The organism is Pseudochrobactrum sp. XF203, assembly GCF_020341615.1.
GTDB classification, from domain to species: domain Bacteria; phylum Pseudomonadota; class Alphaproteobacteria; order Rhizobiales; family Rhizobiaceae; genus Pseudochrobactrum; species Pseudochrobactrum saccharolyticum.
Genome location: NZ_CP084392.1, coordinates 1,623,881 through 1,638,045, shown reverse-complemented (window position 1 = coordinate 1,638,045; position 14,165 = coordinate 1,623,881). Strand labels below are relative to the sequence as shown.

At 51.9% G+C, this 14,165-nt stretch carries 10 protein-coding genes; 8 read left to right on the top strand and 2 right to left on the bottom strand.

Features of this window, described 5'->3' with window-relative positions; translation table 11 throughout:
- The first annotated feature begins 346 nt into the window (after positions 1-346).
- On the top strand, positions 347-2,344 hold the full coding sequence (locus tag LDL70_RS07285; RefSeq protein ID WP_225688097.1) for an acetoacetate--CoA ligase: 1,998 nt from the start codon (positions 347-349) through the stop codon (positions 2,342-2,344).
- On the opposite strand, the gene LDL70_RS07280 is transcribed toward LDL70_RS07285, so the two are convergent.
- On the bottom strand, positions 2,341-3,372 hold the full coding sequence (locus LDL70_RS07280; RefSeq protein ID WP_225688095.1) for an AraC family transcriptional regulator: 1,032 nt from the start codon (positions 3,370-3,372) through the stop codon (positions 2,341-2,343). The genes LDL70_RS07285 and LDL70_RS07280 overlap by 4 nt on opposite strands.
- A gap of 126 nt (positions 3,373-3,498) precedes the next feature.
- Between LDL70_RS07280 and LDL70_RS07275 the strand changes: the two genes are divergently transcribed.
- The 6 genes from LDL70_RS07275 to LDL70_RS07250 are packed head-to-tail and all read left to right on the top strand — an operon-like array spanning position 3,499 to position 11,731.
- A complete protein-coding gene (locus LDL70_RS07275) occupies positions 3,499-4,668 on the top strand; it encodes an isovaleryl-CoA dehydrogenase (protein WP_304651008.1) in 1,170 nt (389 codons plus the stop codon).
- Between the two features lie 7 nt (positions 4,669-4,675).
- Complete coding sequence (locus LDL70_RS07270; RefSeq protein ID WP_370637789.1) at positions 4,676-6,286, top strand: carboxyl transferase domain-containing protein; 1,611 nt, start codon at positions 4,676-4,678, stop codon at positions 6,284-6,286.
- Between the two features lie 8 nt (positions 6,287-6,294).
- The gene (locus tag LDL70_RS07265; protein WP_255618311.1) at positions 6,295-7,098 is read left to right on the top strand and encodes an enoyl-CoA hydratase/isomerase family protein; all 804 of its coding nucleotides are present in this window, start codon (positions 6,295-6,297) and stop codon (positions 7,096-7,098) included.
- A complete protein-coding gene (locus tag LDL70_RS07260) occupies positions 7,091-9,109 on the top strand; it encodes an acetyl/propionyl/methylcrotonyl-CoA carboxylase subunit alpha (RefSeq protein WP_225688451.1) in 2,019 nt (672 codons plus the stop codon). Before LDL70_RS07265 ends, LDL70_RS07260 begins: the two co-directional genes overlap by 8 nt.
- 2 nt (positions 9,110-9,111) lie before the next feature.
- A complete protein-coding gene (locus tag LDL70_RS07255) occupies positions 9,112-10,845 on the top strand; it encodes an AMP-binding protein (protein WP_370637788.1) in 1,734 nt (577 codons plus the stop codon).
- Positions 10,820-11,731, top strand: coding sequence for a hydroxymethylglutaryl-CoA lyase (locus LDL70_RS07250; RefSeq protein WP_304651007.1), 912 nt, complete (start codon positions 10,820-10,822; stop codon positions 11,729-11,731). The genes LDL70_RS07255 and LDL70_RS07250 overlap by 26 nt, the downstream gene beginning before the upstream one ends.
- Before the next feature lie 7 nt (positions 11,732-11,738).
- On the opposite strand, the gene LDL70_RS07245 is transcribed toward LDL70_RS07250, so the two are convergent.
- Positions 11,739-12,935, bottom strand: a complete 1,197-nt coding sequence (locus LDL70_RS07245; protein WP_225688089.1) for a winged helix-turn-helix domain-containing protein — start codon at positions 12,933-12,935, stop codon at positions 11,739-11,741.
- Between the two features lie 247 nt (positions 12,936-13,182).
- Between LDL70_RS07245 and LDL70_RS07240 the strand changes: the two genes are divergently transcribed.
- A complete protein-coding gene (locus LDL70_RS07240) occupies positions 13,183-14,031 on the top strand; it encodes a mechanosensitive ion channel family protein (RefSeq protein ID WP_022711822.1) in 849 nt (282 codons plus the stop codon).
- The last annotated feature ends 134 nt before the right edge of the window (positions 14,032-14,165 follow it).

The window sequence follows — 14,165 nt, the reverse complement described above, 5'->3', positions numbered from 1 at the left end:
CGCTATGCAGGGTACCGTAGATTACGTGTATCGCCGGGTCAATAACAGGATAAGTATGGGGGCGGTAATTTATCTGTTATGAGCAGATTTTTTATCCGGATTGTCTCTTTTTAGGTGTGGCACCGCTTCTTGTAAGTCATTGATATTTTAAGAGTGCAAAAACTGCCACACCATGACTTAAAGCATTGATCGGCATAAAAAAGTCTGCTTCGGGCGATACCTTAATTACCGACTTTTTGTGATCAAACTTTGTCTAAATAAGGCACCTGCCATCATTTGAGAAAGTCCAATCAAGACTTTGTCTTCTTCTCAAAAACAGCGATAATGCGTTGGGGAGGAGAGCCGGATGAACACAGGTGTTAATTCGAACGGAGCTGGTTCCGAGCCTTTATGGCAGCCATCGGCACAAAAGATTGCTGAGGCAAATCTGACTGCTTTTGCCGTAAAAGCCCGGAGTATCAGCGGTTTACCTCTTGAGACCTATCAGCAAATGCATGACTGGTCTGTTGAGCGACCGGAAGTGTTCTGGCCTCTGATATGGGATGAGTGCGGTATTATTGGCCATAAAGGCGCTCGCATTCTGATTAATGCCGACAATATGCTGGCCGCGCGGTTCTTTCCCGATGCGAAACTGAATTTTGCTGAAAACCTGCTGCAAAAAACCGGCAGTGATGATGCTCTGGTATTTCGTGGTGAGGATCGTGTCCGTTCACGCCTGTCCTGCGATCAGCTGCGGGATGTGGTCTCGCAATTACAGCAGTTCATGTTGGCGCAAGGTGTGCAGGCCGGTGACCGCGTGGCGGCCATGCTGCCCAATATGCCGCAAAGCATTGCCGCTATGCTGGCCTGTGCTTCCATTGGTGCAGTCTGGTCGTCCTGTTCACCTGATTTTGGTGTACAAGGTGTGCTGGATCGTTTTGGTCAAATATTGCCTAAGCTGTTTATCACTTGCGATGGCTATTGGTATAATGGCAAGGCGCAGCCAACCGGTGAAAAATTAGAACAGATTGTGCCGCAATTGCCGTCCCTGCAAGCGGTGCTGATCGTTGATTATCTGGGCACTGCTGAAGACGTTTCCCGTGAGATTCAAAATGGTACACCGGTAAAATGTCTGACTTTCGATCAGGCTGCGGAACAATTCGCACCATCAGAATTGCAGTTCAATCAACTTCCTTTTGCCCATCCGTTGTTTATTCTCTTCTCATCGGGCACAACCGGCATACCGAAATGCATTGTGCATTCTGCTGGCGGCACCTTGCTGCAACATGCCAAAGAACACCACTTGCATGCGGATATTAAACCAGGCGACCGGCTGTTCTATTTCACGACCTGTGGCTGGATGATGTGGAACTGGTTGGTCTCGGGGCTGGCTGCAGGCGCGACCTTGCTGCTCTATGACGGATCGCCGTTTTATCCCGATGGCAATGTGCTGTTTGACTATGCGCAGGCCGAAAACATGACCCATTTCGGTACTTCCGCTAAATATATTGATGTTTTGCGCAAAAGCGGGCTCGAGCCTGCGACCAGCCATCTTCTGCCGCATCTGCGTGCTGTGTTTTCTACCGGATCACCACTTTCACCGGAGAATTTCTCCTATATCTATCAGTCTGTTAAGCAGGATATCCACCTTGCTTCCATCTCCGGCGGTACAGATATCGTATCTTGTTTTGTGTTGGGTGTGCCGGTTCTGCCGGTGTGGAGCGGTGAAATTCAGGGGGCAGGTCTTGGTATGGCCGTTGCCGTTTGGGACACGGACGGCACGCCGTTGATGCATGGCAAAGGCGAGCTTGTCTGTACCAAGCCTTTTCCCTGCCAGCCAACAGGTTTCTGGAATGATCCGACTGGTGAGAAATATCGCTCGGCTTATTTCGACCGTTTTGCAAATGTTTGGTGTCACGGTGATTTTGCCGAACTCACGGAACATGGCGGCATCATCATCCACGGGCGTTCTGATGCCACGCTCAATCCGGGTGGTGTGCGGATCGGCACCGCCGAGATTTATAATCAGGTCGAGCAAATGCCGGAAATTGCCGAAGCAATCTGCATCGGCCAGAATTTTGCAGATGATGTGCGTATTGTGCTGTTCGTGCGTCTTGCCGCGGGGATTGAGCTTGATGATGCCTTGCGGGAACAAATCAAACAACGCATCCGCAGCGGTGCTTCGCCGCGCCATGTACCGGCAAAAATTATCGCAATTGCTGATATTCCACGCACGAAATCAGGAAAAATCGCTGAAATCGCGGTGCGCGATGTTATCCACGACCGCCCGATTAACAACAAGGAGGCGTTGGCCAATCCTGAGGCATTAGCTTTTTATGCAAACCTGCCGGAATTGCAGATTTAGTACCCTGTCTGGGACTTTTTTCTGAAAGCGCTTGGTGTTTCATTCGTGCGGGAGCGGAATGCACGGGAGAAACTTTTTTCATTGCTGAAACCGGCAAGGAAGGCCACGCGTTTGATCGGATGGGCTGAACGCGTGAGCAGCTCTTTGGCACGTTCCGTCTGCACTTGTTCTTTCAGTGCGCGCAAAGATGTTCCTTCCGCACTGAGATGGCGGTGCAAACTACGTACTGACAGGTTGAAGACACTGGCCACATCCTCGGCCACAGGCAGGCCGTTTTTCGCCATGCGCAACAAGCGCCGTACCTGACTTGTCAGCTGATGTTCGCTTTTATAGGGCAGAACAGTGAGCGGCAGAGCGCGTTTGAGCATGCTGTTAATTGCTGCCTCATCCCGTTGCAGCGGGCGTTCTAAAAACACTGCATTGAATTGAATACGTGCGTTTGAGGCTGAAAACTTTAGCTTTGGTGAGAACAGCTTGGGATAAATATCGACATGTTGTGGTTCCGCATAGGGAAACTCGGCGGTTGTAAGCGGTATTCTCTTGTCAATTGCCCAGCAGGCAAAGCCTAAAACATAGCGCAGCAATGTCACGAGGCAGAACTCGCGATAAGCTCCCAGATTCCGCATCTCAGTGATACTGATCGAGGCAATGCCATCGGCAATATCCAGATTGAGCAGTACATCATCCGTGAGCAGGCGATGATGGCGCTTCCAGCGATGGAGGGCAATGCCAAGCGTTGCGGCACCAAGGGAGGCGCGGCAAAGCATACCATAGGTGCCCCACGGTAATTTGCGGGAAAACCAGCCCAGAGCTTCATCATCAAGCTCCTGCATTGCCTCCCAGTTCAGGTCTTCAAACTGATCCGGTGTAACGCGTCCGTTCTCATCGGCAAGGCTTTCTGGCGGAATTTGTGCCTTTTCCAATGCTGCGGCAGGATCTGCCCCATATTTTACGTAGGCCTGCAAAATACAACGGACAAAGGCCGCAGGGATGACCGCAGCTGCTTTTCCTGTGTGAGGTGAGGCCAAAATTTGATCCGTCATAGTCGTAGTTTGTAGGTAAATGGCCGATTTTGCAACCTGTCTGGCCAGTCAGATACCGGCTTATGGTACAACATAGGCAAACTGCAAAACGGTTTGGGAGGACTGTTGTTGATGACACCAAGCCTTGACTTCCTTTTGGGAGAGGAAATCGCCCAGCTGCGGGATAGTGTACGTGCATTCGCTGAGGCGGAAATTGCACCCCGCGCGGCATATATCGACAGCAGCAATCAATTTCCTGCCGATCTGTGGAAGAAGTTCGGGGAGATGGGATTGCTTGGCCTCACCGTACCGGAAGAAGATGACGGCACCGGCATGGGCTATCTGGCGCATATTGTGGCGATGGAAGAGATTTCGCGCGCCTCCGCCTCTGTCGGCCTGTCTTACAGTGCCCATTCCAATCTTTGCGTCAATCAAATCCGCCGCAACGGCAATGCAGCGCAAAAGGCCAGATATTTGCCAAAGCTGATTTCAGGGGAGCATGTCGGTGCTTTGGCTATGTCAGAGCCGGATGCGGGCTCTGATGTTGTTTCAATGAAATTGCAGGCGCAGAAGCAGACAGACCATTATAGCCTCAACGGCTCGAAAATGTGGATTACCAATGGCGGTGATGCGGATGTGCTGGTTGTTTATGCCAGAACCGGCGCCGGCAAAGGGGCGGAGGGTATCACTGCTTTTCTTGTCGAGAAGGGTATGGCCGGTTTCAGCCATGGTGCCCATCTTGATAAGCTTGGTATGCGCGGCTCCAACACATATCCTCTATTCTTCGACAATTGCCTTGTGCCTACGGAAAATGTGCTCGGCGGCGAGGGCAATGGCGTTAAAGTTCTGATGTCGGGGCTTGATTATGAACGTGTGGTTTTGAGTGGTGGACCACTTGGCATTATGGCCGCGTGTATGGATATCACGCTGCCTTATATGCATGAGCGCAAGCAATTCGGCCAGCCGATCGGTGATTTCCAGCTCATGCAGGGCAAGTTGGCCGATATGTATTCCACATGGCAGGCCGTGCGTGCCTATGTCTATGCTGTCGGTGCGGTATGCGATCGCAATGATCACTCCAGAACCCTGCGCAAAGATGCGGCAAGCGCCATTCTCTATGCTGCGGAAAAAGCAACATGGATGGCCGGAGAGACAATCCAGACACTCGGCGGTTGCGGCTATACGAATGATTATGCCGCGGCACGGCTGTGGCGCGATGCCAAATTATACGAAATCGGTGCAGGGACTTCAGAAATCCGCCGGATGCTGATCGGGCGGGAATTAATGGCTGAAACCAGATAATCGGGGCATGGATATGAGTGTTCTGAAAACCGCTCTCAATGTGCATGGTGATGAATTTACCGTTAATCACGCTGCCATGCGCTCTCTGGTGGAAGAACTGCGTGACCGCAGTCAGATTGCCTGTGCCGGAGGCGGGGAGGCTGCATCGGCACGGCACAAGGCGCGGGGCAAATTGCTGGCGCGTGAGCGTATTGATCTGCTGCTTGATGTCGGTACGGCTTTTCTGGAAATCGGACAGCTTGCCGCAAATGGTCTTTATGACAATGATGCGCCGAGTGCCGGTCTTGTGGCCGGTATAGGCTGCGTTTCAGGCACACAATGTATGATTATCGCCAATGATGCGACAGTTAAAGGCGGAACATATTATCCGCTCACAGTCAAAAAACATCTGCGTGCGCAGGAAATTGCCGAGCAGAACTATCTACCCTGCATCTATCTGGTGGATTCCGGTGGCGCTTATCTGCCGAGGCAAGATGAGGTGTTTGCCGATCGTGAGCATTTCGGCCGGATTTTTTATAATCAGGCGAATATGTCGGCAAAAGGCATTGCGCAGATTGCGGTGGTGATGGGCTCCTGCACGGCGGGCGGTGCTTATGTGCCTGCAATGTCGGATGAAACGATTATCGTGCGCAATCAGGGCACCATCTTTTTGGGCGGGCCGCCACTGGTCAAAGCAGCAACCGGTGAAGTGGTCACAGCGGAAGAACTGGGTGGTGCTGATGTGCATACAAGCCAGTCCGGTGTGGCCGATTATCTTGCGGAAAATGATGCTCATGCGCTGGCAATCGCTCGCCGTATTATTGCCAATCTGAATATCACGACAAAACCTGATCTGCTCAATGGCGGTGAGGAACCGCTCTACCCGCCTGAAGAACTCTACGGCATTATTCCTGCAAATCCGCGCCATCCTTATGATGTCCGCGAGGTGATCGCACGACTGGTTGACGGCTCACGCTTTGACGAGTTCAAGGCGCGGTATGGCGCGACGCTTGTGACCGGTTTTGCGCAACTCTATGGCGCAACGGTCGGTCTCATTGCCAATAATGGTATTCTGTTCGGTGAATCCGCGCAGAAAGGTGCGCATTTTATCGAGCTTTGCGCGCAGCGGCATATTCCGTTGGTTTTCCTGCAAAATATTGCCGGTTTTATTGTTGGGCGAAAATACGAGAATAACGGTATTGCCAAAGACGGCGCAAAGATGGTGACGGCTGTGGCAACGGCTCAGGTGCCTAAAATTACAATGCTGATCGGCGGTTCTTTTGGTGCCGGTAATTACGGCATGTGCGGCAGAGCTTATTCACCGCGTTTTTTGTGGACATGGCCAAATAGCCGCATTTCAGTAATGGGTGGTGAGCAGGCCGCAAGCGTGCTTGCCCGTGTGCGGCGTGATGCCTTGGAAGCGCGCGGAGAAAGCTGGAGCCTTGCGGCTGAAGAAGCGTTTCAGGCGCCGATCCGCGAGCAATATGAAACGCAGGGCAATCCCTATTATGCAACAGCCCGCCTTTGGGATGACGGGATTATTGACCCCGCCCAAAGCCGCCGCGTTCTCGGCCTGTCACTGGCTGCTGCGCTGAATGCTCCGGTGAAAGAAACCAAATTCGGTCTTTTCAGAATGTGAGGCAAATCATGTATGAGGCCTTGGAAATTACCCGCGACGGCTCCGTGGCAACCATCTGGATAAACCGTCCGCAACGGCATAATGCATTTGACGCAGCGCTCATTGCCGAACTGACACAGGTCTTTACACAGCTTGGTGCGGATGACGAGACTCGTATTGTGATCTTGGCCGGTCGCGGCAAAAGCTTTTCCGCAGGCGGTGATCTCAACTGGATGAAAGCTGCGGGTGAGGCCGGTTTTGATGCCAATCTTGCCGATGCGGAAAAGCTGGCGCAGATGTTCCGCATACTGGCTGAGATGCCCAAGCCGACAATCGCCCGTGTGCATGGTGCAGCATTGGGCGGCGGCATGGGGCTCGCCTCTGCCTGTGATATTTGTGTTGCTTCAACGCAGGCAAGTTTTGCCACATCCGAGGTGCGGCTCGGCATTATTCCGGCAGTTATCAGCCCCTATGTGCTGCGCGCTATCGGTGTGCGGCAGGCTTCACGGTATTTTCTGACTGCGGAGCGCATTGATGCTGCAAAAGCCCTGCAAATCGGTCTTGTGCATGAAGTGACGGAAGCGGAGACGCTCGATGCTGCGATTGATGATCTGATATCGGCTCTGCTGAAAGGCGGCCCGCAGGCACAGGCCGCCGCAAAACGACTGATCCGCAATGTTGCAGGCAAGATGATGGGCGATGCATTGGCGCAGGAAACCGCGCATAATATTGCTGCTCTGCGTATGAATGCGGAAGCCCGTGAAGGCCTGAGCGCCTTTCTCGATAAGCGGGTACCGGCATGGATAAACCGGACAGGATCAGATGATGTTTGACAAAATTCTGATTGCCAATCGCGGCGAAATTGCCTGCCGCATCATCAAAACCGCCCGCCGCATGGGTATCCGCACGGTTGCTGTGTTTTCAGATGCCGATGCGCAGGCGCGGCATGTGCGGATGGCGGATGAGGCCGTTTATATCGGCGCTGCGCCACCAAAAGAATCCTATCTCGACGGGGCAAAAATCATTGCTGCGGCGCAAGCCACCGGCGCACAGGCCATTCACCCCGGCTATGGCTTTCTTTCGGAAAATGAAGCTTTTTGCCTTGCCTGTGAGCAGGCCGGAATTGTCTTTATTGGTCCGCCGGTTGAAGCCATACGCGTCATGGGTTTGAAGTCACAGGCGAAAAAGCTGATGGGTGCGGCGGGCATTCCGCTGATCCCCGGTTATCACGGAGAAGAACAAACACCTGAAAAGCTACAGCGGGAGGCCGATGCAATCGGCTATCCTGTCCTCATCAAAGCATCTGCAGGTGGCGGCGGCAAAGGTATGCGGCTTGTTGAAAGGCCTGAGGATTTTACACAGAGCCTGTTTGCCTGCCAACGTGAGGCGCAATCGGCTTTCGGCGACGATCATGTGCTAATCGAGCGCTATATTACCCGCCCGCGCCATATTGAAATTCAGGTTTTTGGCGACAGTCACGGCAATTATGTTTCGCTGTTCGAGCGGGATTGCTCGGTGCAGCGCAGACACCAGAAGATCGTTGAGGAAGCGCCGGCACCGCATTTCTCCGAACAGCAACGCCGCATCATGGGCGAGGCCGCTACAAATGCCGCACGTGCAGTGCATTATACGGGTGCGGGAACGGTCGAATTTATTGTTGCGCCTGACGGCCAGTTTTATTTCATGGAGATGAATACCCGCCTTCAGGTGGAACATCCGGTGACGGAAATGATAACCGGCCTTGATCTTGTGGAATGGCAGTTGCGCGTTGCGAGTGGTGAGCCGCTGCCGGTTGCGCAGGAGGATTTGTCCCACTCCGGCCATGCCATAGAGGCGCGTATCTATGCGGAAGATCCGTCAGCCGGATTTCTGCCGTCAACGGGCAAGCTCGTGCATTTTCATCTGCCTGAGCAAAACGCTCATGTGCGTATTGATGCAGGTGTTGAGGAGGGAGATGCGATCAGCCGGTTTTATGATCCGATGATCGCCAAGTTGATTGTCTGGGATGAAACGCGTGACAAAGCCCTGCGGCGCATGGAACGTGCACTGGCCGATATGCAGATTGCGGGCATTGCCAGCAATATTGAGTTTCTGTCGCGTCTCGTGACTTGCCGTTCCTTTGGGCAGGCTGATCTTGATACGGGCTTGATTGAACGAGAAATTGCGGCGCTCTTTCCTGAAGCGCAGGAACCGCCCGCTGAAGTGTTTCTGTTAGCGGCACTGGCGCAATTGCTGCATGAGGCCGATGAGGTTCCGCTCACCTCTTTACTACAGCGGCGCGACAGTTTCCGGCTCAATATACAGGCCAGGCGTGATCTGAATTTTCGCTATGGTACGGCACAGTACACTGTCACTGTGACCTATCTGGGCACAGGATACCGGTTGCAGACGGGCTCACTTGATGTTGTTGCTTCCGGCCGCCAAGACAAAGGCAACCGCATCACTGCCGAGATTGATGGGCTGCGTAAAACATTTACGGCAGTCAGATCAGGCAATTTAATCCACCTTTTCATAGACGGACAAAGCTGGAAGCCGGAATGGCTCGATCCGCTTGATGTGTCGCCGGAACACGCAACTGCCCATGACGGGCTCGTGGCACCCATGCCCGGCAGTATTACCGCCTTGCTGGTGGAGCAGGGGCAGCAGGTTGCCAAAGGCACGCCGCTTCTGATCGTTGAGGCCATGAAAATGGAATTCAAAATAACCGCACCAAGTGCGGGCTATGTGAAAGCCTTCCGTTGTTCCGTGAGCGATCAGGTTAATGAAGGAACAGAACTGGCGGATTTTGAGCTAACAGACGGAGAAGCAAAGGAGCAGCTTTCGCTGACCTCACAGGAGGAATGAAAGTGACAGAAAAATTGAGCTTGGTGAAAGGCGCGACGGAATATCCGCTGATAGAAGCCACAATCGGCCAGTTTTTCGATGAAACCTGTTTGCGATATCCGGATGTTGATGCCTTGATCTCAGTGCATCAGAATATACGGCTGACCTATGCCGAGCTCCGTCAAAAAGTGGATGCTCTGGCCTGCGGCTTGTTGCGCCTTGGCCTGACAAAAGGCGATCGGGTAGCGATCCTGTCACCCAATAATGCCGAATGGGTTTTAACGCAATTTGCCACGGCAAAAGCAGGACTGATCCTCGTTAATATCAATCCGGCCTACCGCCTGACCGAACTTGCTTTTGCACTCAGCAAGGTGGCGTGCAGGGCGATTATCCTGTCTCCTCGTTTTAAAAGCAGCGACTACATTGCGATGCTCTGCGAATTAGCGCCGGAAATCCCTGTTTCAGACCCGTATAATCTGCGGATTGAGCGTTTCCCGCAATTGCGATGGGTTATACGCCTCGGCACAGACAAAACATCCGGCATGATTAATTTCGACGATCTGCTTGTTGCGCCGGAAGTGGCAGAACTGGACACATTGCAGCAGATTGCTGCGGGTTTGAATGCGTATGATCCCATCAATATTCAGTTTACCTCAGGCACAACCGGTTCGCCGAAAGGGGCGACACTCACGCATCGCAATATTCTCAATAATGGACGGTTTGTCGGCGATGCAATCCGCCTGCAAAGCCGCGACAGGCTGTGCATTCCCGTGCCGCTCTATCATTGTTTCGGGATGGTGATGGGTAATCTCGGATGCCTCACACATGGCGCGACGATTGTCTATCCGGCGGAGTCTTTTGAACCTTTAGCCGTGCTGAAGGCCGTGCAGAATGAGCATTGCTGCGCATTATATGGTGTGCCGACCATGTTCATCAACATCCTCGATCATCCTGACTTTGCAAAATTCGATGTTTCAAGCCTGCGCACCGGTATTATGGCTGGCAGTCCCTGTCCGGTTGAGGTGATGAAGCGTGTGATCGAGCATCTGCATATGAAGCAGATCACAATCGCCTATGGTATGACAGAGACATCGCCGGTGTCGTTTCAAAGCAGTGTTGATGACAGTCTTGAGCGCCGTGTTTCAACCGTTGGCAGGGTTCAGCCGCATTGCGAAGTGAAGATCATTGATAGCAGCGGGACGATTGTGCCGCGCGGGGTATCGGGAGAACTCTGTACGCGCGGTTATCTGGTTATGCATGGCTATTGGGACGATCAGCGCCAGACTGATGAGGCCGTGGATCAGGATGGCTGGATGCATAGTGGCGACCTCGCAACCATTGATGATGAGGGCTATTGCAATATTGTCGGGCGGATAAAGGATATTATTATCCGTGGCGGCGAGAATATTTATCCCCGTGAGGTTGAGGAATTTCTGTTTCGCCATCCTGCAATCAGGGATGTGCAGATTGTGGGTGTTCCTGACCATAAATATGGTGAGGTGGTGTGCGCATGGATTATTCTGCGCTCCGATGCCGAACTGACGGCAGAGGATGTCCGCGCCTTCTGCGAGGGGCAGATCGCTTATTATAAAATCCCGCATCATGTTAAATTCGTTGATCAGTTTCCGATGACGGTGACGGGTAAGATTCAAAAATACATTATTCGCGAGCGGATGATGCAAGAATTGGGTTTGAGGAAAGCAGAACAGCGTAAGCTTACGGGAGATCATAATGGGAGAGCGTGTCAGAATTGTTGAAGTTAGCCCGCGCGACGGTCTGCAAAATGAAAAGCAGATCATTGATACAGGTATCAAGCTTGAACTGATCAAACGTCTGGTTGCAGCCGGTTTGCGCAATATTGAGGTGACGGCTTTTGTATCTCCGAAATGGGTGCCGCAAATGGCAGATCAGACGGCGGTTATGCAGGGACTGAAAATCCATGAAGGTATTTCCTATTCGGTGCTTACACCTAATCTGCAAGGTTTCGAGGCGGCGGTGGCCTCAGGCGCAAAAGAGGTTGCTATTTTTGCTGCGGCTTCGGAGTCTTTCAGCCGGAAGAATATCAATGCCAGTATCGCGCAATCACTGGAGCGTTTCGCGCCGGTAACAGAACAGGCTCTGAAAATGGGACTAAAAATACGCGGCTATGTCTCCTGTGTGCTGGGCTGTCCCTATGAGGGAGATATTGACCCGCAAGTGGTCGCGCGCATCTCCAAAGAAATGATCGATATGGGCTGTTATGAAATCAGTCTGGGTGACACAATTGGTGTCGGCGTGCCGGATGGTGTTAAGCGGCTGATCGAAACTGTTGGTGCGCAGGTTCCAGTTACCGCGCTTGCCGGACATTTTCACGATACTTATGGCATGGGCGTGGCTAATGTCGTGGCTGCTTATGCCTCGGGCGTAAGAACTTTTGATGCCTCGGTCGCAGGACTGGGCGGCTGTCCCTATGCGGCAGGCGCTACGGGCAATGTGGCAACTGAAGATCTGGTCTGGCTGTTTAACCGGACGGGTGTGGAAACCGGTATCGACCTGAAACAGCTGGTGGATTGTGCAGACTGGATCAGTACTCAGCTTGGCCGCTCGCCATCCTCACGGGTTGCACGGGCAATCAGCCGTCAATCTTCTGCAGGAACGGCGTGATGCAGTGCTAATTCCGCAACCAGTCCGGCATGTAAGATAGTTCCGTCAGCTTCAGAAATGATGCGATGCGTTCCAGCTCGGCCTGTAAGGCTGCAATGCGGTTTTTACCCGTTTTGATATTTTGTTCCGGCCAGAATGCAGTAATGACGAGCTTTTTATCTTCCCGCTTAGCATCAATACGGCCAATAAGCCTGTCTCCCTGCATGACCGGAAATACATAATAGCCATATTGGCGTTTCGGTGCTGGCACAAATATTTCGATACGATAATAGAACCCGAACAGTTTTTCAGCCCGTGCCCGATCACGCAGGGCAGGGTCAAAAGGCGATAATATCCGCACACGTGATGATGGTTCCGGCAAGTCAGATACGGAATTCAGAAGTGTCTCTGTGGAGTAGCAACGCCGCAGAGAGCCGTCGGCCATTTCAACATCAAGCTCGACGAGACGACCTGCAGCTTTGGCTTCAATGCACCATTGTTTTGCCTCTTCGCGTGTTGCAATGTCAAAGAATGCAGCAAGTTCACCATGCGTTGCAAAGCCAAGACGATCCATTGATGCGGACATTGCCCAGTCAATTATCTCAGTTTCATGCATTTGCGAGCGTTGAAACGGTTCCGGTATGACCCGCTCCGTCAGATCGTAAAACTTGCGAAAACCTTCGCGGTGACTAATCGCCAGCCGCCCTGAACGCCACAAAAATTCCAGAGCGGTTTTTGAAGGATGCCAGTTCCACCAGCCACCGGATGAGGCAGGCGTGTCGCCACGGACATCGGAGGAGGTGGTTGGTCCGTGCTTTTCAACATGGTCCAATATTTCATCAAACTGCGAAGCCCAGCCGTCCCGTCGCCAGCTTGACCATCTTTGCTTCATACGGGCTTCGTCACGGGCAAATTTCAAGCGCCACATCGGAAAAAACTGCATGGGAATGATTGCAGCATCATGGGTCCAATGTTCAAATGCATTGCGCTCAGAGGCAATCAGCTTGTTGAGTGCTTCGGGCTGATAGCGGCTGCGGCGCGACCACAGAATAAAATCATGCGCCCGCGCAAGTGTGTTCACGCTGTCGACCTGCACAAAGCCGAGATCTGTTAAAACACCGGACAAATCCGCACCTTTGCCTGATCCGGTTTCTCGACATAAAAGCTGATGCCGGTGAAGAAAAAGACGGCGCGCATCACGGTTGTTTAATAATGCGTCAGGCATTGGTGATCCTGCTCATGGAAGATATTCGCAATTTTTAACATGACATGTGCAGTTATTCCATGATGTCTTTTTCCGCGAAATATATTCAGCATTTCAGAATTTCAGGCTGAAACAAATTATGTGCCCGTACTCGCAGTGATTTCCGCGATATTCTCTTGTCTTAAACCTCTGGTGCATTAAATTATTGACGGATAAAGAGCTATTTCACCATTTTCGCTGCTATCAAACATTAAACTGAAGATGACACATGCAGGAACAGACAGCTGAATTTATTCAAAATACCAATGCCCTTGCCATCCAGATTTCCAATCTCGTTTTAAGTTATTCGCTTTCAACAATCGGCGCGATTATCATTCTCAGCGTTGGCTGGATTATCGCAGGGATTTTGCAGCGTTGGACGCGGCAATCCCTTTCCAAATTCAAAGGCTTCGACCAGACGCTCGTTGTGTTTTTCAGCGCATCTGTTCGCTATGGCATTCTGGTTGTCGTTCTGGTGATGGTGCTGGGACAGTTTGGTATCCAGACTGCTTCAATTCTCGCCGCATTGGGTGCTGTTGGTCTGGCTATCGGCCTGGCATTGCAAGGCACATTACAGAATATTGCTGCCGGTATTATGCTGCTGGTTTTGCGCCCTTTCAAAGTCGGTGAATATATTAATGCGGGCGCGATTGCCGGTACTGTTCAGGAAATCGGGCTGTTTTCGACAGAGCTGAAAACCTATGACGGGTTGTTCGTCATGGCACCCAATTCGGTTCTCTGGAATACGCCGGTTACCAATTTCACCCGCCACAAAGCCCGTATGCATGATTTTAAAGTCGGGATTGGTTATGAGGATGATGTGCAAAAAGCCTTCACTATTCTCAAAACCATTATTTCTGAACAAAAAGGCGTGCTGAAAACACCGGAACCGATTTATTTTGTCTCCCAGCTGGCAGACAGTTCTGTGGTCATCAGTTGCCGTTACTGGATTGAGGCGCCGAATTATTTCACGGTCAGCAATACGACAACGGAACGGGTAAAATCCGCATTCAGCGATGAGGGCATTAACATTCCTTATCCGCAGGTCACTTATCATCGTTCCGAGGTGACGAGTTAATTCTGTTGTTTATGCGTGTTTGAAGGATGTGCGGGCGATCAAAATTCTGTCCGCACATTACTCTATTCAATTTAGCTTGATCTGATTAGTAACGGCTCATCTGTTGACATATCCGGTTGAGGCTCTTATTTCTG